We start from the raw sequence: 20,521 nt of genomic DNA, 5'->3' as shown, positions 1-20,521 counted from the left end.
TATTTAGTTAATGTCTATTCCAACGTAGTATCCCTCATTAGAGCGCACGTTAAAAACAGTTTCGTCTTCAAATAGTAAATATTGCCCTTTAATTCCTTTAAGAACACCTGTGTATACTGGTGTTTTGTCTAGGTTTAGACTCTTTACTTTCAAGGGGTATTGTAATACAGGAAAATCTAATTGTGTTTCTGTATTAGATGCTATAAAATAATCTTGTGCTTCTTGGGGAATGTATTGTTTAAGTTTTTCTCTCCATGCTACCAAGTCTACATCTTCCAAATTGTTTTTAAGCATCTTTTGCCAACTGGTTTTATCGCTCACAAATTCTTTAAGTGCAACTTCTGTTATTCCGGCCAAGTAACGATTGGGTGTTTCAACTATTTCAATGGCCTCATGGGCACCTTGGTCTATCCAGCGAGTAGGAACTTGGGATTTTCTGGTTACCCCAACTTTTACATTGCTACTATTGGCCAAATACACAATATGGGGCTGTAGCTGCATTCTTTTTTCATAATCCAAATCCCGTTCTTCTTGGTCTAAATGGGCTTTGCTCAATTCGGGTTTCATAATCCAATCTGCTGCCTGTGGTACTTCAAAAAAACAAGTTCTACAAAATCCTTGTCGGTAAATGGGTTTGTCTAAACCACAATTAAGGCACTCATATTTTATAAAAGATATTTTAACGGTTTTGTCCAATACCTGGTTCATATGGATAAAATCTGAACCTAGCATTAAATAATACTGTATGGGCGACTTAAATTCGGTACGCATTTTCTTTAAAACACCTTCGTAAATCATGCAATAGTTTTATTTGAACAAATTTGAAATAAAAGTTATTTTAGCTAATGGCGCTAAAACTATTTAGGCCAAAAATACCGAAAATGCCAATACCATTATTCAACTCAATCGCCTCTTGGCTGCTTAAAAAACGTTTCCATCAAATAGAACTTTTTTTAAAGTATCCTATAGATGTACAAAAAGATGTGTTAAGGCACTTGATAACCTATGCAAAACATACCCAATTGGGCAAACAATATGATTTTGCTAGTATAAAAACCTATGAGGATTTTGTGGCTAGGGTGCCAATTGTACAGTATGAAGAGGTAGCACCATTAATTGAACGTACACGTAAAGGCGAACAAAATTTATTTTGGCCAACCAATATTAAGTGGTTTGCAAAAAGTAGTGGTACCACCAATGCTAAAAGTAAATTTATACCTGTAAGCGCTGAGGCGTTAGAAGATTGCCATTACAAATCAGGTAAAGATTTATTGTGTCTGTACCTGAATAATAATGAGAACTCTCAACTTTTTACGGGCAAGAGTTTGCGTTTAGGAGGTAGCAAGGAATTGTATGAGGATAATGGTAGTTTTTTTGGTGATTTATCTGCCATACTAATTGATAATATGCCATTATGGGCAGAATATAGCAGTACGCCCAGCAACAAGGTATCTTTAATGAGCGAATGGGAGCATAAGATGGCTGCTATCATAGAGGAAAGTATAAAAGAGAATGTTACCAGTTTGGCGGGCGTGCCTTCTTGGATGTTGGTGTTGTTAAATAACGTTTTGGAAAAAACAGGAAAAGACCATTTATTCCAGATATGGGAAAACTTAGAGGTTTATTTTCATGGCGGGGTTTCTTTTGCACCATACCGTGAGCAGTATAAGAAGCTACTACCCAGAAAACGTTTTAATTATTACGAAACCTACAATGCGTCTGAAGGATTTTTTGGAATTCAAGATCGTAATAATTCTGATGAACTTTTGTTAATGCTAGACTATGGCATTTTTTATGAGTTTATTCCAATGGAATTGGGTGCAGGTGGCAAAACTACGGCAGTTCCGCTTTGGGAGGTGAAAAAAGGTGTTAACTACGCCATGGTTATCACTACCAACGCGGGTTTGTGGCGCTATAAGATAGGAGATACGGTTAGATTTACGTCTATTGATCCATATAGAATAAAAATAACAGGTAGGACCAAACATCACATAAATGTTTTTGGCGAAGAGTTGATAATAGAAAATGCTGAGGAGGCACTTAAACAGGTTTGTTTAAAGACGGATGCGCAAATTAAAGATTACACGGTGGCCCCAATCTTTATGAAGGATAATGACAAAGGTGCCCATGAGTGGATAATTGAGTTTAGAAAAGCACCGGAAGATGTGGCCTATTTTGCAGAATTATTGGACAATGCACTAAAAGCGCTTAATTCTGATTACGAAGCCAAACGTTATAATAATATTACACTGAACATGCCGCAATTACATGTTGCTAGGGAAAACTTATTCTATGATTGGTTAAAATCTAAAGATAAGTTAGGAGGGCAACATAAGATTCCAAGGTTATCTAATAGTAGGGGGTATTTAGAGGAACTATTGCAACTAAATGGATAATACCATTTATGGCTAGGGATATTAAGATTAGACAGTGTTACGCAAACGTTTTCGTGAATAATGTGTTTTTTATCGAAATTATCATATACTTGCCCAATATTTTAGAAAGATTCTCGTTTTCTACTCACTTTTGAGAAACTAAACTAAAATCTTAAAACATTAACTATGGCAGAAAAACTGATTGTCCTATCAGATATGTGGGGCGTAAAGAAAGGGCTTTGGATAACTTCTTATTTTGGGTATTTGCAACAATATTATGATATTGAGTTCCACGATATTCAACAGTTGGCCAATTTAGAATTGCCGGTTAATTCAGGTGAAAATATACATAAAGCATTTGTAGAAGGCGGATTGGAAACAGCCGCTGCACATTTAAAAAGCAAGGTAAAAGAAGCGAAACATATTTTGGCATTCAGCGCTGGAGGCACTATCGCTTGGAAAGCAGCACTTTTGGGAATGCCATTAAAATCTTTAACGGCAATTTCTGCAACAAGATTAAGATTAGAAAAAGAACGCCCGTTGTGTAATGCCATTAATTTGGTTTATGGTGATTTGGATAAATATAAACCTACAGAGGCTTGGTTCAAGACCATGAAACTAGAACCTACTATAATCCAAAATTTTGGTCACGAACTCTACTCGGACGAAAAATACATAAGCGAAATTTGTATGGAGCTTTTAAATAAAGTGACCAAAAAGGCGGTATAATACACCAAATAAGCTAAACAAAAAAAAGGGACCATTTGGTCCCTTTTTTTTGTTTATGTGGTCAATTTAAGAAACTGCTTTTAGCTTCTTAATGGTTTCATAAGAAAGTTTTTCTTCAGCGTAATCTTTAGTTACCTTGAACTCGTTTTCATCACTACTAGGTAGTGTAAACATGGCATCCGTAAAAATTGCTTCGCATAAAGAGCGTAAACCCCTAGCTCCAAGTTTGTATTCAATTGCCTTCTCAACAATATAATCTAACGCATGTTCTGTAATGGTAAATTCAATTTCATCCATTGCAAAAAGCTTTTCATATTGCTTTATTATAGCATTTTTTGGTTCTGTAAGAATAGCTCTTAGCGTTTTTTTGTCCAGAGGGTTCATATGGGTTAGTACCGGTAATCTACCAATGATTTCTGGTATCAATCCAAATTCCTTAAGATCCTTTGGAATAATGTATTGCAATATATTCTCGCTATCTAAATTATCTTCAGCTTTAGAGGCACTATAGCCCACAGCTTGCATATTTAATCTTTTGGTGATAATGCGCTCAATGCCATCAAAAGCACCACCCGCTATAAACAAAATATTCTCTGTATTTACCTCAATGAACTTTTGGTCTGGATGTTTTCTACCTCCTTTTGGTGGTACATTTACCGTTGTTCCTTCTAATAACTTAAGCAAGCCTTGCTGTACGCCTTCACCTGATACGTCTCTGGTAATGGATGGATTATCGCTTTTACGGGCAATTTTGTCTATTTCATCAATAAAAACAATACCACGTTCTGCCTTGTCCAAATTATAATCTGCTGCTTGTAGCAATCTGGTTAGGATGCTTTCTACATCTTCCCCAACATAACCCGCTTCTGTTAGAACGGTTGCATCTACAATAGCTAAAGGTACGTTAAGCATTTTAGCAATGGTTTTGGCCATAAGGGTCTTACCTGTACCCGTTTGCCCAACCATAACGATATTACTTTTTTGAATTTCTATACCGTCTTCTGCGCTTTTTGGTTGTAATAGCCTTTTGTAATGGTTATAAACCGCAACACTCATAACCTTTTTTGTCCGTTCTTGGCCAATTATAAATGTGTCCAAGAAGTCTTTGATTTCTAACGGTTTTTTTAGAACCAGTTCTGAGGACAAATCGTTGTTTTTTGCTTGCTTAGATTCTTCTGAGACAATGCTGTAAGCTTGTTCTATACAGCGGTCACAAATATGCGCGTCCAAACCAGCAATCAATAAATTGGTTTCTGATTTTTTTCTGCCACAGAATGAACATTCTAAATTCTCCTTCGCCATTATGCTTTTGTACTTGAATTCTATTTAACGGTAATATTGTAATTAAATTTTCACCGTTTCGATGAACGACAGTTCGTACATCGAATTTATGCTTTGTCTCTAGTTAAAATCTCGTCTATCATACCATATTCCTTGGCTTGGTCTGCTTTCATCCAAAAATCACGGTCACTGTCTTCAAAAACCTTATCAAAGGTTTGGCCAGAATGTTTGGCTATGATGTCGTATAATTCGTCTTTTATTTTCAATACCTCTTTAGCTGCAATTTCAATATCGCTTGCCTGCCCTTGGGCCCCAGATAAAGGTTGGTGGATCATAATTCTAGAATGGGGTAGTGCACTACGTTTGCCATTTTCTCCGGCGCACAAAAGAACGGCGCCCATAGAGGCGGCAATACCCGTACAAATTGTGGCAACGTCTGGTTTTATAAACTGCATAGTGTCATAGATGCCTAACCCTGCGTAAACACCGCCACCAGGAGAGTTAATATATATAGAGATGTCTTTATTGGCATCTGTACTTTCTAAAAACAATAATTGTGCTTGCACAATGTTGGCTACTTGGTCATTGATACCTGTTCCTAAAAAGATAATTCTATCCATCATTAAACGAGAGAAAACATCAAATACCGCAATATTAAGTTGTCTTTCTTCTATAATGTTAGGGGTAAGGTTTACTGGGAACATACTGCTTACGATTTTATCGTAATACATGCTGTTAACTCCATGATGCTTAGTAGCGTATTTTTCAAATTCTTTTCCGTAATCCATAGGATTTTATCGCTTATTTTTAGACAAAAAAAAGGTTCTGAAATAGAAAATTTCAGAACCGTAAAGATACAATTATTTAAAACGCTATCCGTAAACCTCTTTTACAAAGTTCTCATAGCTTACCTCTTTAGCCTTAAGATTAGCTTTTTCTTTGTAAAGATCTAACAATTTTTGGCTCATTAACTGCTCAGAAAGACGCTTAACTTCATCTTGGTTGCCTAATACTCTAGCGGCAATACCTTCTAATTCTTCTTCCTTAGGGTCTAACTGTCCGTATTGTGCCATTTGAGTTTTAATAAATCCTTTGGCAAATTCTTTAAGCTCGTCAAATTGTACTTGAAGGTCATTTTCTTTAATGATTTTACCTTCAATTAATTGATAGCGTAATCCCTTTTCAGACTTTTCGTATTCTTCTTCCGCTTCCGCTTCCGTTAGCTCTTTTTCACCACTAAATTGAATCCATTTTTTTAAGAAACCGGCAGGTAGTTCAAAAGTAGTTTCGTCTATTAGCTTTTCAGTTACGTCATTTAGCAACTTCTGATCAGCTTGTTGTTCAAATTGCTTCTCGGAATCTTCTTTGATTTTGTCCTTCATTTCTTTTTCTGAAGTAACGTTGTCTTTTCCAAAAAGTTTATCGAACAATTCTTGATTTAATTCTGCGGGTTCTCTTTCATTGATTTCTTCAATAGTGAATTCCAAATCAATTTTTAAATCTTTAACCTCATCATTAGATAAACCGGTAGCAGAGGCCAACATGTAATCTTCTGTAAATAAACCCTTGGTGTTCAAAGTAACAGTATCACCTACTTTTTTGCCAACTAAAGCATCTTTAGCTTTTTTGCTCTTTAGCTTATCTACTTCAACGGTTGTAGTTTTAGTAATTTCCTTTTCGCTGTTGGTAAACGTTCCAGTTACTTCACTGTTTTTTTCTACAGCATCTTTAGAGATGATTTTACCGTACTGTTTTTGAATACGTTCTACCTGCTCATCTACCATTTTTTTGTCCGCAACTATTTTGTATTGGGTAATGGCTTTTTTGGTCTTTAACTTAACATCAAAATCCGGAGCTAGACCTAATTCAAACTCAAAGTCTAAAGTATCACTATCCCAATCAAAATTATCTTGCTGTTTTGGTAGTGGATTACCAAGAACATCTAATTTTTCTTCGGTTAGGTATTTGTTAAGATTATCTTGTAATAACTTATTTACTTCGTCTACCAATACGGCCTTACCATATTGTTTTTTTATCAGCCCCATAGGAACCTGTCCTTTTCTAAAGCCAGGAATATTGGCTTGTTTTCTGTAATTCTTGAGAATATCGTTTACCTTGTCTTCATAATCCGCCTTGGTAATCTCAACCTTTACAACTGCATTTAAATCGTCTATCTGCTCTTTGGAAATATTCATCTAAATATTCAATTTTATTGATGGCTGGCAAAAGTAGTACATTTTCTTTTGTTCAACAAGTTTTTAAGCAATTGCAAATCAGTTACTAAAGATTAATTTTTAGCGTCTTCTTTAAGTAGTGAAAACAAGATAGATTGTAAAAAGGATAGGAGTAAGCTAAATAATAAAGCCCACCAAATACTACTTACACTAAATCCGCTAATTACGCTGTCTGCTAATAGAATTATAAGGGCATTGATGATTAATAGGAAAAGCCCTAATGTTACTATAGTTATGGGTAGCGTTAAGATTACTAAAATGGGTTTAACCAAAAAATTGAGTAGACTTAGTACTACGGCTACAAGTATTGCTGTTAAGTAACTGTCTATGCCAACCCCCGGTAAAACATGTGCAAGTATAAAAACGGCTACGGCGCTAAGTAAGATTCTTAATATGAGTTTCATAGTTTAAAATTTAGGGTAAAAAAAAGCATCGTTTTAAAACGATGCTTTTAATTAACTGTTAAAGTTTGGATTAGTTAATGTACAATCCGGTGTACGCTAACGGATTTACGCTAGGCAATGTGGCATCGTATTTTGTTTCTATGGCATCTATAAACGCATTGGCCAATATGGCATAACCTCTAGGCGATGGGTGTACACCATCTAAAGAAAAACCGCCACCGGTACCAAAATCTGCAGTAACAGAGCTTCCATCCGCCAAAGTAATGCCATTCTCCCTAAGGTCTGTTAAGATTGCGTTGGCATCAACAAAAGCAATATCAAACTGTGTGGCAAGACCTTGTATTATGGTATTTATACTTTCCATAGCAGTATTGGCTTCCATTTGTTCTGCTGGAGTTAAAACCCATTTGTCTTCTAAAGGATATGTAACACCGTTAACAGCCAATTGGCCGGCGGTTGCTGCGGGTAAGCCTAAACCTTGTAAGGTGGCAAAAGCTTCTTCATTTAAGGTGGCTATAACATTGGAGCTTGGTAATACCAATAAATCTTCTTCGGTAGTTTGTCTAGCTTGCCCATAAAGGAAACCTAAAACCTGAGCTGTACCGGCGTCTGTACCAACAGCTATTAGTGTCTGGGTTATTTGAGCAGATAAGTCTACTAGACTTTCATCTTTTATAATAACCGAACTAGCCGCTGTAGTAGAAAAAGTGAACTTTCGTTCTGGAACTCCTAGGGCGTCAAATACTTGATTTAGCCCAGCAAATTGAGCATTTAATGCAGGGATTTGCGGAGCAAAGTCTGGATTAGCTGGACTTAAAGGAGCAAAAGGCACCGTGGTTAAATACGGAATAGTTGTTACATCAGGTAAGTTTGCTATTACCCCTTTTGCACCATTTGCTGTCATAGTTTGTAAAATGGTTTGGATTGCACCTGCAACCACCATTGGGTCAGAGATATCATTGGAACCATAAGTAGATGGGTCTAAATTACCCAATTGGTTTTCTCCATCACCACCTGCTGCAACATAACCCAACACATCGTTATTGCCTATCCATAATGTGAAAAAAGAAGCATTTTGTGCAGCCGCATCTCCCAAAATTGTAGCATTTGGCTCAGAAGCAAAACGAGCAAAGTAAGGGTTGGCCAATCCTAAGGCTACCCCTTGTACGTTACCGTAACCAGGAGCTAAAACATGATAACTTTTAGCGCCAGGTACACCCATATTGTTAAAAGGTCCTGATAAGGTATTTGATATTTCCGTAGAACCTTGGCCTTCTACATTAACAGGAGCCGGAGAGCCAGATGTAAAAGAAAGTATAAGACGATTGTCGGATATTGATTGTCCTCCAAGCGTCATGCCTCCTAAATTGTCATTCATAAAAGGAATGGAAAAATCCCCACCGCCAGCTTCGGCAAATGCACCAGCCAACATGTTAGGAAAAGATGCTTCTTGCCCAGCAATAAACAGGGCGTTATCAGAAAAACCTGCCGTTAAAGAGTTTCCAATAGCAACGTAATTAGAAAAGTCTGCAGATCCACTACTATAGTTTACTGGATCTGGTTCCGGTGTTACCGTACCGTCTGTAGTATCATCATCTTCACAAGAAATAAAGAGCAGCCCCATAATTGGTAAAAGGGCAAGGAACTTTTTCATACACCTAAATATTTGAGTTAGTTTAAGTTGAAATTATTGTTAATAACAGTTAAACCAAATCTAGATTATATTTATGATTCATGCAATTTTTAAGGATAAAAAATTATGCATGCATAATAAAAACTGTCAATTTTTATTGATTTAGGAATTCTAGTGATTTTGAAAAGAACATTTTTGGATTTTCGGCATGTAGCCAGTGCCCAGCATTATCTATGGTTTCTATTTTTGCATTAGGAAAGTGTTTCTGTATTTCGGAATAATCATTGGGTAAAATATATTCAGATTTACTTCCTCTTAAAAATAAAGTAGCTCCGTTAAAACTATCGGTAGCTTGTATATTTTCACCAATTTCTTCCATCCTATCTTTAAGTACCTCTAGATTAAACCTAAAGCCCAGCTTGCCTTTTTGTACCCAATACAGATTTTTAAGCAGAAATTGCCTTATGCCCCAATCTTTCAAGTGTTCTGATAAATGTTCGTCTGCTTCAGTTCTACTACTTATTGCATTAAAGTCTAATTGTTGAAGTGCATTTAATATGGCTTGATGGTGAGGTGGATAAAACTTTGGTCCAATGTCTGCAACAATTAATTTATCTACTTTTTCCGGAAAACTTACGGCAAATTGCATTACGGTTTTGCCACCCATGGAATGACCTAGTAAATAAGCACTAGAAATACCTTTTTGGTTCATATAATTTTTAAGGTCTTCTGCCAATACATCGTAATTAAAAAGCTCTGAATGAAAGCTTTTGCCGTGATTCCTTTGGTCAATTAAATGTACTTCAAAACCATTTTCGGCATATTTGGCGCCTAGCGTTTTCCAATTGTCGCTCATTCCCAAAAAACCGTGTAATATTAGTAGGGGTTTGCCTTCGCCCAATATTTTTGAATGTAAGACTTCCATTATTTTAAACGGTGTAAATACATGTTTATAACGTTTTCTAGGCCTAAGTAAATAGATTCGCAGATTAAGGCATGCCCTATAGATACCTCTAATAAATCCGGAATATTCTCTTTGAAAAATTTGATGTTTTCTAAATTTAAATCGTGGCCCGCATTTAGTCCCAAGCCTACTTCTTGAGCTTTTATGGCGGCCGCCACAAAAGGGTCTATTCCCTTGAGGTTGCCAGCTGCATAAGCTTCGGCGTAAGCTTCTGTGTATAACTCAATACGGTCTGTTCCTGTTGCTACGGCTCCTTCTACCATCTTAACATCTGGGTCTACAAAGATGGATGTTCTAATATTGTGTTCTTTAAACGTTGTAATTACATCTTTTAAGAATGCTTGGTTTTTAATGGTGTCCCAACCCGCGTTGGATGTAATGGCGTCTACAGCATCTGGTACAAGGGTTACTTGGGCAGGTTTTACTTCTAAAACCAAGTCTATAAATTTTGGAATGGGATTGCCTTCTATGTTAAACTCGGTGGTTATAATAGGCTTTAGGTCTCTGGTATCTTGGTATTTAATATGGCGTTCGTCTGGCCTAGGGTGTACGGTTATACCTTGCCCGCCAAAGCGTTCAATATCTAATGTAGATTGTGTTAAATTGGGTACGTTGCCTCCTCTACTATTTCTTAAGGTGGCCAACTTATTTATGTTTACGCTTAATTTTGTCATACTATAACTTAAATAAGTCCAAAAATACAAAACAGGCACGCCTTTTGCTCACTATTAATGTGTAGTTTTGTTAGTAAGTTAAAGGTTATGCATATTCAAGATAAATTAATAAACACCTTACCGGTTTTTCATATTAAGGATACTTTGGACAATGTAATTACATTTTTTGAAGAAACCATGTTCTCCCACGTTGCGGTAGTGGATAAAGGCGAGTACTTGGGTCTGCTATCAGAGAATGATCAAGATTGTTTTGAGCCAGGGAAAAGTATTGAAGATTTTAGGTATCAACTAGAGACTTTTTCGGTTACTACAGAAACACTTTGGCTAGATGTTTTAGAGGCTTTTGCCCGTAACGATGCTAATTTGGTTCCCGTATTGGACGCATCTCAACGTTTTTTAGGCTATTATGATTTAAATGATATTGTAACGCTTTTTATAGGTACGCCATTTTTTACGGAACCGGGAGGTATTTTAGTTGTTTCAAAGGGAGTAAAGGATTATTCTATGAGCGAAATTGCCCAAATTGTAGAGACCAATAACGGTAAATTGTTGGGGGCATTGATTACGGATAATGAGAACGACTTGGTGCAGGTGACCTTAAAAATAGCAAATGCCAATCTAAATGAGGTAATACAAACCTTTAGGCGTTACAGCTACAATATTCTTTTTGGAAACAATGACGACCAATTTTTGGAAGACTTAAAACAGCGTTCAGATTATTTAAATAAATACCTTAACGTTTAATATGAAGGTAGCCATTTACGGTAAGGTTATATTGGAAGAAGATATACCTTTTGTAATTCAACTAATAACCGAACTTCAAAAAATTAACGCGCAATTTGCCGTAGAAAAAAAGTTTGCAAAGAAAATTGCAACCGCTTTATTCGTATATAACTATACCACCTTTGATAAAACTTCTGGTTTAGATAAGGATTTTGATATGTTCGTGAGTTTTGGAGGGGACGGAACCATGCTCCGGGCGGTAACCTACATCAAAGATTTGGGTATTCCTATAGTGGGGGTTAACACCGGTAGGCTTGGTTTTTTATCTACCTTTAAAAAGGAAGATGTATCTAAAGTGGTAACGGAGTTTTTAAAGGGGCATTATAGTATAGAGGAAAGAAGTTTGGTGGCGTTGTCAGATGAAACGGAAATACATCACTTTGGGGATTTAAATTTTGCTTTTAATGAAATTACCGTAAGTAGAAAAGATACTACATCTATGATTACGGTAGAAACCTTTTTAGACAACGAATATTTAACGTCTTACTGGGCAGATGGCCTAATTTTATCTACCCCTACAGGCTCAACCGGATATTCTTTAAGTTGCGGCGGGCCGGTAATCGCACCCTCGGCCAAAGCTTTAGTGCTTACCCCCATAGCACCACATAACTTAAATGCACGCCCTTTTGTTATAGCGGATAATACCGAAATAAGAATAAAGGTTTCCGGCAGGGAAGAAAACCATTTACTCTCTCTAGACTCTAGAATAGCTACCATCCCAAATGGAACCGAAATAATTATAAAAAAGGCAGACTTCACCATTAAGATGATTGAATACAAAGCAGAGAGTTTTCTTAAAACTTTGAGAAACAAACTGCTTTGGGGAGAAGACAAACGCAATTAGAACAATAAATAAGCGCTAAAACTGTTTTACTTGAGGAACAGTTTATGGCAATGAAAACTATGGCAATTTTGGATTGTTATATTTGCATGCCTTTTTTATATCGCTGGAGAATCAGTGTAAAATTAGGAATAGGTAGATGAGAAAAATATTCTTTGTTATTATGCTTTGCTTTGGTGTCTGGGGCCAAGCACAGACCTATGAGGTAGGTTTGTTTGCTGGTGGTGCCAATACCATTACAGATGTAGGGAGCACTAATTATATATTGCCAACGGGAGTGGCTTTTGGCGGTTTGTTTAAATGGAACAAAGCCAAACGGTTTGCCTATCGTGGTAGTGTGTATCATGGTAAGGTTGTAATGGATGATGCCAAGAGTAATATGGCTTCTAGGGAGCAACGTGGATACAGGGTAGAGAATAAGATTACGGAGTACTCTGCAGGATTGGAATTTAATTTTGTGGAATACAATTTACATAAGCTAGGACCTGCATTTACACCCTATTTGTATACTGGGCTTACCTACTTTAGGTATGATTTTAACTACATTGATGCACAACAAGTTCAGGATATTAACCAAAAAGATGGTAGTTTCGCAATTCCAATGACAATTGGGGCAAAGTATCGGCTTAATCAATTTTTAATATTAGGTGTGGAAATTGGTGCGCGCTATACTTTTACCGATAACTTGGACGCCAGTAATCCGGAAGGTTCCAATTTTGATGAGTTTAAATTTGGAAATATTCTGAGTGACGACTGGTACGTATTTTCAGGATTTACGTTAACCTATACTTTTGGTAGAAAACCCTGCCAAGATTGTTTTGAATAAAAATGAGCAACCTAGACCAAATAGATAAGCATAGATTACCTAGACATATTGCTGTAATAATGGATGGCAATGGAAGGTGGGCAAAACAAAGGGGTAAATTACGTGTTTTTGGTCATGAAAATGGAGTAACTGCTGTTAGAAGAACGGTAGAGAGCTGTGCTAAGCTTAATATCGAATGCCTTACACTTTATGCTTTTTCTACGGAAAACTGGAAAAGGCCAAAGTTAGAGGTCCAAACTCTAATGAAGATTTTAATAGGGTCTCTTAGGAAAGAATTAAGGACTTTTGAGGATAATAACATAAGGCTAAACGCAATAGGTAATCTAGAAGCTTTGCCGCAAAAAGCAGCTAAAGAACTGCAAGATGTTATAAGTAAAACTGCCAAGAACACTGGGCTTGTGCTAACATTAGCCCTTAGCTATGGTTCAAGGGAAGAAATTAAAAACGCGGTAAAGTGCGTCGCATCCAAAGTTAAAAATAATATAATTTCAATAGAGGATATTGACGAGAACCTTATTAATACACATCTTTACACGCATAACCTGCCAGATGTAGACCTTGTAATCCGTACTAGCGGAGAACACAGAATCAGTAATTTTTTACTTTGGCAGATAGCATACGCCGAATTATATTTTATTGACGTATTTTGGCCCGATTTTAATGAAGAGCATCTGGTAGATGCAATAATAAATTACCAGAATAGAGAACGAAGATTTGGAAAAACTAGCGAACAACTTAACTAACCGCCTAAAAAATACCTCTTTAGGCTTATTTTTAATTCCTGTCCTTTTATTTGCACAAGTAGCAATAGCCCAACCAACCTCCTTGGAGTCTAGCAAAGAGTATATCTTAGGTGGTATAGAAGTAACTGGGCTACAAAGCTATAACGAACAAACCGTTAAGACTTATACTGGTCTTAGGGTAGGGCAACCCATCAGAGTTCCTGGAGAAGAGCTTAGCGGAATCATTAAAAAGCTATGGAACCTAGATTTGTTTAGTGATATTGCTTTTTATCACTATGTAGAAGGAGATAAGGTGTTTCTGCAACTACAGATTACAGAGCGTCCTACCTTATCAGACATTACCGTTTATGGGGTAAAACAAAAGAAAGTTCAAGGTATTTTAGATGATACCGACTTGAAAAAAGGTAAAAAGCTTACTAAGAGTTTAATTGCGAACTCAAAAGGTTACCTGGAAAATAAGTATAGAAAACAAGGGTATTTAAATACACAAGTATCCATTGCCACAGCTCCCGATACGGTTGGTACCAACTCTGAAAAGATGGTGATAAACGTTAAGAAAGGTGAAAAGGTAAAAATTAACGAAATTGAGTTTGTTGGTAATGAAAAGTTATCGGATAAGCGTTTAAAGAAGTCTTTAAAGAAAACCAAGCAGAAAAAGTTTTACCGCTTCTGGAAAAAGTCTAAATACATTGAAGATGATTATCAAGAAGATTTAGATAATTTGGTAGATACCTATGCAGAACGTGGCTATAGGGATGCCCGTGTAGTGTCAGATACTTTTGTTCAGGTAAACGAAAACAATATTAAGCTTAAGATAACGGTAGAAGAAGGGGATAAATACTATTTTGGCGACATTAATTTTGTTGGTAATACGGTATATACGGATAGAGAGCTAGCTCAAGTTTTGGGTGTTAAAAAAGGAGACACTTATAATGGTGTATTGCTTAAAAAACGTATTGCAGATAATAGTAAGCCAGATGCCATAGACTTAACAAACCTGTATCAAAATAATGGTTACTTGTTTTCGCAAATAAACCCAGTTGAAATTTCTGCGGTAAATGATACTATTGATTTTGAGATACGCATTATTGAGGGTAAAGAAACTTTCTTGGATCACGTAACAGTAAACGGTAACGATAAGACTAATGACCATGTTGTTTTTAGGGAGTTGCGTACAAGACCTGGTCAAAAGTATAGCAAGGAAAACATTGTAAGAAGTGTTAGGGAACTAGGTCAATTAGGATTTTTTGATGCAGAGCAGATTGTTCCAGATATTCAAAATCCAAATCCAGATGCCGGTACCGTTGATATTAATTATAATCTAGTAGAAGCAGGTTCTAGCCAAATAGAACTACAAGGAGGTTTTGGTGGAGGTGGTTTTATAGGAACTTTAGGATTGTCTTTTAATAACTTTTCCATACAAAACTTATTTAATAAAGAGGCCTATAAGCCTGTTCCTATGGGAGATGGGCAAACCTTTGCTTTAAGATTACAAGGTAGTAGAACCTTTAGGGTGTACAGTCTTAATTTTTCAGAACCATGGTTAAATGGTAAAAAACCCGTTCGTTTTAATTTAAGTTTTTCTAGAACCCAACAGTTCTTGGCCAATTTTTCTAACACCGGTAGAATTGAGGTGAATAAGGATCGTAGTTTCTCTATTACAGGCGTTTCCACTGGTTTGGCAAAGCGTGTGCAATGGCCAGATGACTTTTTTACAGTTAGCCATTCCTTAGGTTATCAGTATTATGATTTTAACGAATACAACTTGGGCTTGTTCAATTTTGGTAATGGTAGTGCCAACTCCATAACCTATACATTTGGATTGTCTAGAAGTTCTCAAGGGCCAAACCGTATTTTTCCTATGAGTGGTTCTAATTTTGAATTAACCGCAAAATTTACACCACCCTATTCTTTGTTTAGCAACAAGGATTATGGGGCTATTACGGATAGGGTAGATGAACTTACGGATACAGCTAGAGAGCGTACATTAACCACGCAAGAAGTTAATGAATTGGAAAATTTAGAAGAAGAGCGCTTTAAGTGGTTAGAGTTTTATAAGGTTAAATTCAAGGGAGATTGGTACACTAACTTAGTTGGTAAATTGGTTTTGCGTACCAATGCAGAGTTTGGGTTCTTAGGTAACTACAATAATAATATAGGAGATGTGCCATTTGAACGTTTCTTTGTAGGTGGAGATGGCCTTGGTAATTTTACCTTAGATGGCCGGGATGTTATACAGTTAAGGGGTTATGATAATAGTTCACTGGCCTTTACATCTTTTAACCCATCTACTAGAAGTACGGATAGGGAAGGTGGTACCATCTACAATAAATTCTCTTTAGAACTTAGGTATCCACTAACCTTAAAACCTTCAGCATCTATCTACGTACAATCTTTTTTAGAGGCGGGTAATGCATTCAACAATTTTCAGGAGTTTAATCCGTTTCAGTTAAAGAGATCAGCTGGGGTGGGATTACGAATTTTTATGCCTGCATTTGGTTTGTTAGGAATAGATTTTGGTTATGGTTTTGATGACGATAACATTAATCCTGGTGTAAAAAGCGGTTGGCAAACCCACTTCATTATTGGTCAACAATTTTAATAGATTAGAAATTATTGTCTAAAACCAAGTTGTTTAACATGCTCATTTTAAACTAAATAGTATTTTTGGCACGATATTTTCTATGTAAAATTCGGATTCAACAAATGAAGACAAAAACGTTCTTAGTATTAGGGTGCCTAATCATGGCCATGACCGCTACGGCACAACGTGTAGTGGGGGTAAGAATTGGTTATGTAGATATGGAATACATTTTAGAAAATGTAGAAGAGTACCGAGAAGCAACAGAACAATTAAATGCCAAAGCAGATAAGTGGAAGCAAGAGATTGAACTGAAATTGGCAGAGGTAGATCAAATGAAAAAAGATTTAGCTGCGGAGAAGGTGTTGCTCACGGATGAGTTAATTGCGGAAAGAGAAGAGGAAATTCAAATCTTACAAACCGAAGCATTGGCTTATCAACAAGACCGTTTTGGACCTCAAGGCGATTTGATTTTGCAGAAGCGATTATTAATTCAGCCTATACAAGACCAGGTGTTCACAGAGGTACAAAAAATAGGTCAGAATAAAAGATATGATTTTATTTTTGATAAATCTGCAGATGTTGTAATGTTGTATTCCGAAAAAAGGCACGATATCAGTGATATGGTCCTTAGGGAAATAGCAAGGACTAGAAAAGTAAGTGCCAGTAACAAAGCACAGAACGATAAGAATAGGCTACGCAAGTTTCAAGAAGAGCAAGCTGTAGAAGATGAGGAAATAAGTGATGCCCTTAGGGAAAGGCAAGAAAAAGCCCAGGCCTTAAAAGAAAGTAATGCAAAAGCCGCTGAACAAAAGCGTGCAGATCAACTAAAGCTAAGGGAGGAGCGTAAAAAGGCCTACGAAGAGCGTAGAAAGAAATTGTTAGAAGAAAGAGAAGCCAAAAGAAAGGCTAAGGAAGAGGAAAGAAAAAAATTAGAAGAAGAAAAGAAAAAAGAAAAGGATTCAACTAGTAATTAAAACTGAACACTAGAATTTATACTCAAATTAAAGCTATTTAAAATTATGAAAAATGTAAAAAAGATTGTTGTGGCGTTGGTGTTGATGGTAGCGACAACAGGTTTTGTAAATGCACAAAGTAAAGTTGCCCATATTGACGTAAACAAACTTTTGTCAGAAATGCCAGAAATGAAGGCTGCACAATCAGAGCTAAAAAAGCTTCAAGAAACATACAAGGCACAATTAGAAGGTTCTATGACAGAACTTAGAAATAAGTATACGCAATACTCTAACGAAGCGGCTTCTAAATCTAAAGAAGAGAATGACAAGAGAGCGGTAGAGTTACAAGGTTTTGAAAAGAATATTCAGGAAGCAGAAGCTGCGGCAATGCAAGAAATGCAACAAAAGCAAGCAGAATTATTTGCTCCAATTTCCGAAAAGGCCAAAAAAGCTATTGAAAAAGTAGCCGCGGCACAAGGATTCGATTACGTAATCGATGCCTCTCAGGGCGGTGGTTTAATCGTAGCAAAAGGAAAAGATTTATTGCCTTCTGTAAAGCAAGAATTGGGCTTCTAATAGAAGTTAGTTAAAAATTAATAGAAACCATTGGCGTTTGGAAATTACCAAATACCAATGGTTTTTTATTTTTAGTGCATGAAACAACCTATTGGTATATTTGATTCGGGTATTGGCGGTACATCTATCTGGAAAGAAATTGTAGCGCTGTTGCCTTATGAGTCTACCTTGTTTTTGGCAGATAGTGCCAATGCACCTTATGGAGAAAAAACCAAAGAGCAGATTCTTTCACTTAGTATTAAAAACACCGAATTTCTATTAACTAAAGGTGCTAAATTGATTGTAGTTGCTTGTAATACAGCTACCACAAATGCTATATCTACTTTACGGGCCACGTATAAAGTGCCATTTATTGGTATAGAGCCTGCTATTAAACCAGCCGCTCTTAAAACCCGGACTGGTGTGGTTGGAGTATTGGCTACAAAGGGCACCCTATCCAGTAGTTTATTTTACAATACCACAAAAATGCATGCTTCTGGGATTAGGGTTATAGAGCAGGTAGGTACTGGACTTGTAGAGTTAATAGAAGAAGGTAAACTGCAATCTAAAGAAATGAGGAATTTACTTGCCATTTACATAAATCCAATGCTTGCAAAAGGAATGGATTGTTTGGTTTTAGGTTGTACGCATTATCCTTATTTAATTCCTATTCTTAAAGAGCTATTGCCTCCAGAGGTAACCATTTTGGATTCAGGTTTAGCGGTTGCAAAACAAACTAGGGCAGTTTTGGAACAAAATAACCTTCTGGAGTCCAAAACAGCTACAGTAGACCATTTTCTTTACAGTAATAAGGATGCGGTTCTCTTAAAAGAGTTTGTGTCGCATACAAAGGCTAAGGTGTCGTATTTGGACTTTTAATTATTTTCTGGTGTAGGTTCGATAGGTGAATGCATATTCATGCCTTTCATCCTTATCATGAAACGTTTCTTGCTCCAATTGCCAAGTATCTTCATCCAGTTCTGGAAAAAAGGCGTCAGCTTCTACATCTGCATGTACCCGGGTTAATTCAATTTTGGTGGCAAAAGGCATGGCAAGCGCGTAAATTTCGCCTCCGCCAATGATAAAAGCATCTTCAGAAGGAGCAATAAGGCTTAATGCCTCTTCTATGGAATGTACTACTGTGCAAGGAAATTTAGGCTTATAGTTTTTATCCCTTGTTATGGCTATGTGTTCTCTATTGGGTAAAGGACTAGGAAAGCTTTCTAGGGTTTTTCTACCCATGATTATTTTGTGGCCTGTAGTCAAGGCTTTAAACCGCTTAAAATCATCCGGTAGGTGCCAAGGCAAATCGTTATCTTTTCCTAAGGCATTATTCTCAGCTGCTGCGGCAATTAGAATTAATTGGTTCATTCTTTTTTTTTATTGATTTGAGATAAGGGGAAATCGGTTTCAATTTCCTTTTGAATTTCAGCAATACGTTTTTTTTGCTTGGCCACTAACTTCTCGCGCTGCTTTCTTTCCCACTCCGTACCCATGAATTTTTGGGTTACAAAAACATTTACTAAATGTATCACAAATAAAAAGGCCCAAACGGTTATGGCCCAAATAAACCAGTTGTAGTTTTCTCCGTATTTTAAAATTTTATTGATCAGTACCAGAAAGACGCTTCCAATTAAAAAAATAACAAAATGTGTAAATAGGTTTTTCTTTTGCCTAACTCTTTTTTGGGCGTGTTCCAAGAGTTCGTGCTGTTCCAGTTCTATATCGTTTTTTGGCTTCTTTTTAGAAAACATCTTTGGTTATCTTTATAAACAAATATAACTGAAATACACCGCAATAATGCTAGATATAAAGCAAATAAGAAAGGAGTTTCCCGTGCTAAGGAACAAGGTATATGTTAATTGTGCGGCAGCTGGGCCATTTTATGAAGAGTTGTTAGAATGGAGACAGGAACGCGATTTGGATTTGTTCTTAAAGGCTAGTGACGATTTTGTTTCTGGTAGAAAGGTTATTGGAAATACTAGAATGCAATTGGCAGAATTTTTTAATTGCAAGCCACACCAAGTTGCGCTAATTCCTAGTTTTAGTTACGGTATGGGTATGGTTGTTCCTGGATTAAAAGAGAGGCAAAAAATTCTACTTATCAAAGAAGATTATCCAAGTTTACTTTGGCCGTTTGAACAAACCAATCATCAACTGCATTATATTGAATTAGCTACTAACCTTGAAGAAGGTATAAAAACAGCAATAAAGGAAGAAGGTATTACTGTTGTTGCTGTTAGTCTGGTGCAATGGTTAAATGGTTTTATGCTAAAGCCATCATTTTTTGCTGAATTAAAGGAGCTGTATCCAGAGGTTTTATTGTTGGTAGATGGTACGCAATACTGCGGAGCTTATCCTTTGGATTTTGAAGCCAGTAAAATTGATGTGCTTCTGGCTAGTGGTTACAAATGGATGTTGGGTGGCTATGGTAACGGATTTATAATTTTTTCTAATGAAGCGGAAAAATGGTTGAAAGCAACCAATTTTGGTTTTGGCTCTGTAGAAGGGGATTTTAACAAGAAAAGCGAAGTGTCTTTTAATAAGTATTTTGAGCCAGGTCATTTAGATTCACTTGCTTTTGGAACTTTAGGTTTTTCTACCAGTTGGTTAGATAGCTTAGGAAAGGATAACATAGCTAAACAAAACAAAGCGCTTTCTAGCTATGCCTTTGATCAGTTTAATACCCTAGGTCTGTTGGAGCGTCAGGTGTTAAATAGAACCGAACATAGCACCATATTTAGTATTTCTGGAGATGAAGCTTTATTTAAAGAACTATTGGCAAATGGTATAGTTTGTTCCATGCGTGGGGGTAGAATTCGATTTAGTTTTCACTTTTTCAATACTTTAGAAGATATTGTAGAAATTGTAAACTTGTTAAAGAAAGTGGTTTAATTCTATTTATGACAAAAAAATCTTACTTTTTTATAGAAAGTCTTCGT

21 protein-coding genes are annotated in these 20,521 nt (G+C 36.5%); 11 read left to right on the top strand and 10 right to left on the bottom strand.

Features of this window, described 5'->3' with window-relative positions:
• Positions 1-3: 3 nt before the first annotated feature.
• Positions 4-798 carry a DUF2797 domain-containing protein gene (locus ACXAGS_RS09125; protein ID WP_474906250.1) on the bottom strand — a complete coding sequence of 265 codons (795 nt, stop codon included), beginning with the start codon at positions 796-798 and terminating at the stop codon, positions 4-6.
• Positions 799-881: 83 nt separating this feature from the next.
• Here ACXAGS_RS09125 and ACXAGS_RS09120 point away from each other — a divergent pair, with 83 nt between their 5' ends.
• The gene (locus ACXAGS_RS09120; protein ID WP_474906249.1) at positions 882-2,396 is read left to right on the top strand and encodes a GH3 auxin-responsive promoter family protein; all 1,515 of its coding nucleotides are present in this window, start codon (positions 882-884) and stop codon (positions 2,394-2,396) included.
• A 165-nt stretch (positions 2,397-2,561) separates the two neighbouring features.
• Positions 2,562-3,104: a hypothetical protein gene (locus ACXAGS_RS09115; protein ID WP_474906248.1), complete on the top strand. Its 543-nt coding sequence runs from the start codon at positions 2,562-2,564 to the stop codon at positions 3,102-3,104.
• Positions 3,105-3,170: 66 nt separating this feature from the next.
• Here ACXAGS_RS09115 and clpX read toward each other — a convergent pair whose 3' ends face one another.
• The 7 genes from clpX to ACXAGS_RS09080 all read right to left on the bottom strand — a co-directional run bounded on the left by clpX (position 3,171) and on the right by ACXAGS_RS09080 (position 10,294).
• Complete coding sequence (gene clpX / locus ACXAGS_RS09110) at positions 3,171-4,406, bottom strand: ATP-dependent Clp protease ATP-binding subunit ClpX (protein WP_474906247.1); 1,236 nt, start codon at positions 4,404-4,406, stop codon at positions 3,171-3,173.
• Positions 4,407-4,492: 86 nt separating this feature from the next.
• Positions 4,493-5,173 carry an ATP-dependent Clp endopeptidase proteolytic subunit ClpP gene (clpP, locus tag ACXAGS_RS09105; protein WP_474906246.1) on the bottom strand — a complete coding sequence of 227 codons (681 nt, stop codon included), beginning with the start codon at positions 5,171-5,173 and terminating at the stop codon, positions 4,493-4,495.
• An 84-nt stretch (positions 5,174-5,257) separates the two neighbouring features.
• Positions 5,258-6,580 carry a trigger factor gene (gene tig, locus ACXAGS_RS09100; RefSeq protein WP_474906245.1) on the bottom strand — a complete coding sequence of 441 codons (1,323 nt, stop codon included), beginning with the start codon at positions 6,578-6,580 and terminating at the stop codon, positions 5,258-5,260.
• Between the two features lie 92 nt (positions 6,581-6,672).
• On the bottom strand, positions 6,673-7,023 hold the full coding sequence (locus ACXAGS_RS09095; RefSeq protein WP_474906244.1) for a phage holin family protein: 351 nt from the start codon (positions 7,021-7,023) through the stop codon (positions 6,673-6,675).
• A 70-nt stretch (positions 7,024-7,093) separates the two neighbouring features.
• Positions 7,094-8,677 carry a G-D-S-L family lipolytic protein gene (locus tag ACXAGS_RS09090; RefSeq protein ID WP_474906243.1) on the bottom strand — a complete coding sequence of 528 codons (1,584 nt, stop codon included), beginning with the start codon at positions 8,675-8,677 and terminating at the stop codon, positions 7,094-7,096.
• Positions 8,678-8,810: 133 nt separating this feature from the next.
• On the bottom strand, positions 8,811-9,581 hold the full coding sequence (locus ACXAGS_RS09085; RefSeq protein ID WP_474906242.1) for an alpha/beta fold hydrolase: 771 nt from the start codon (positions 9,579-9,581) through the stop codon (positions 8,811-8,813).
• A complete protein-coding gene (locus tag ACXAGS_RS09080; protein ID WP_474906241.1) occupies positions 9,581-10,294 on the bottom strand; it encodes a pyridoxine 5'-phosphate synthase in 714 nt (237 codons plus the stop codon). The genes ACXAGS_RS09085 and ACXAGS_RS09080 overlap by 1 nt, the downstream gene beginning before the upstream one ends.
• A gap of 87 nt (positions 10,295-10,381) precedes the next feature.
• On the opposite strand from ACXAGS_RS09080, the gene ACXAGS_RS09075 reads away from it, so the two are divergent.
• The 8 genes from ACXAGS_RS09075 (at position 10,382) to murI (ending at position 18,458) form a co-directional block, all read left to right on the top strand.
• The gene (locus ACXAGS_RS09075; protein WP_474906240.1) at positions 10,382-11,038 is read left to right on the top strand and encodes a CBS domain-containing protein; all 657 of its coding nucleotides are present in this window, start codon (positions 10,382-10,384) and stop codon (positions 11,036-11,038) included.
• A gap of 1 nt (position 11,039) precedes the next feature.
• Positions 11,040-11,921 carry an NAD kinase gene (locus ACXAGS_RS09070; protein ID WP_474906239.1) on the top strand — a complete coding sequence of 294 codons (882 nt, stop codon included), beginning with the start codon at positions 11,040-11,042 and terminating at the stop codon, positions 11,919-11,921.
• 136 nt (positions 11,922-12,057) lie between these two features.
• On the top strand, positions 12,058-12,744 hold the full coding sequence (porG, locus tag ACXAGS_RS09065; RefSeq protein ID WP_474906238.1) for a type IX secretion system protein PorG: 687 nt from the start codon (positions 12,058-12,060) through the stop codon (positions 12,742-12,744).
• A 2-nt stretch (positions 12,745-12,746) separates the two neighbouring features.
• Positions 12,747-13,487 (top strand): isoprenyl transferase, encoded by a 741-nt coding sequence (locus ACXAGS_RS09060; protein WP_474906237.1) that lies wholly within the window; start codon positions 12,747-12,749, stop codon positions 13,485-13,487.
• A complete protein-coding gene (gene bamA, locus ACXAGS_RS09055) occupies positions 13,459-16,089 on the top strand; it encodes an outer membrane protein assembly factor BamA (protein ID WP_474906236.1) in 2,631 nt (876 codons plus the stop codon). Before ACXAGS_RS09060 ends, bamA begins: the two co-directional genes overlap by 29 nt.
• A gap of 104 nt (positions 16,090-16,193) precedes the next feature.
• Positions 16,194-17,045 carry an OmpH/Skp family outer membrane protein gene (locus ACXAGS_RS09050; protein ID WP_474906235.1) on the top strand — a complete coding sequence of 284 codons (852 nt, stop codon included), beginning with the start codon at positions 16,194-16,196 and terminating at the stop codon, positions 17,043-17,045.
• 45 nt (positions 17,046-17,090) lie between these two features.
• Complete coding sequence (locus ACXAGS_RS09045; protein ID WP_010518326.1) at positions 17,091-17,600, top strand: OmpH/Skp family outer membrane protein; 510 nt, start codon at positions 17,091-17,093, stop codon at positions 17,598-17,600.
• Between the two features lie 78 nt (positions 17,601-17,678).
• On the top strand, positions 17,679-18,458 hold the full coding sequence (gene murI / locus ACXAGS_RS09040) for a glutamate racemase (RefSeq protein ID WP_474906234.1): 780 nt from the start codon (positions 17,679-17,681) through the stop codon (positions 18,456-18,458).
• Here the strand turns inward: murI and ACXAGS_RS09035 are convergent, their stop codons facing one another.
• Both ACXAGS_RS09035 and ACXAGS_RS09030 read right to left on the bottom strand, forming a co-directional pair.
• Complete coding sequence (locus ACXAGS_RS09035; protein ID WP_474906233.1) at positions 18,459-18,950, bottom strand: dihydrofolate reductase; 492 nt, start codon at positions 18,948-18,950, stop codon at positions 18,459-18,461.
• Positions 18,947-19,333 carry a 2TM domain-containing protein gene (locus ACXAGS_RS09030; protein WP_080318198.1) on the bottom strand — a complete coding sequence of 129 codons (387 nt, stop codon included), beginning with the start codon at positions 19,331-19,333 and terminating at the stop codon, positions 18,947-18,949. The genes ACXAGS_RS09035 and ACXAGS_RS09030 overlap by 4 nt, the downstream gene beginning before the upstream one ends.
• 46 nt (positions 19,334-19,379) lie before the next feature.
• Between ACXAGS_RS09030 and ACXAGS_RS09025 the strand changes: the two genes are divergently transcribed.
• Complete coding sequence (locus tag ACXAGS_RS09025; RefSeq protein ID WP_474906232.1) at positions 19,380-20,474, top strand: aminotransferase class V-fold PLP-dependent enzyme; 1,095 nt, start codon at positions 19,380-19,382, stop codon at positions 20,472-20,474.
• Positions 20,475-20,521 lie beyond the last annotated feature (47 nt).

The organism is Croceivirga sp. ABH4_376, from assembly GCF_056160685.1.
The sequence above is the reverse complement of the archived record's forward strand: the minus strand, read 5'-3'. Positions and strand labels throughout refer to the sequence as shown.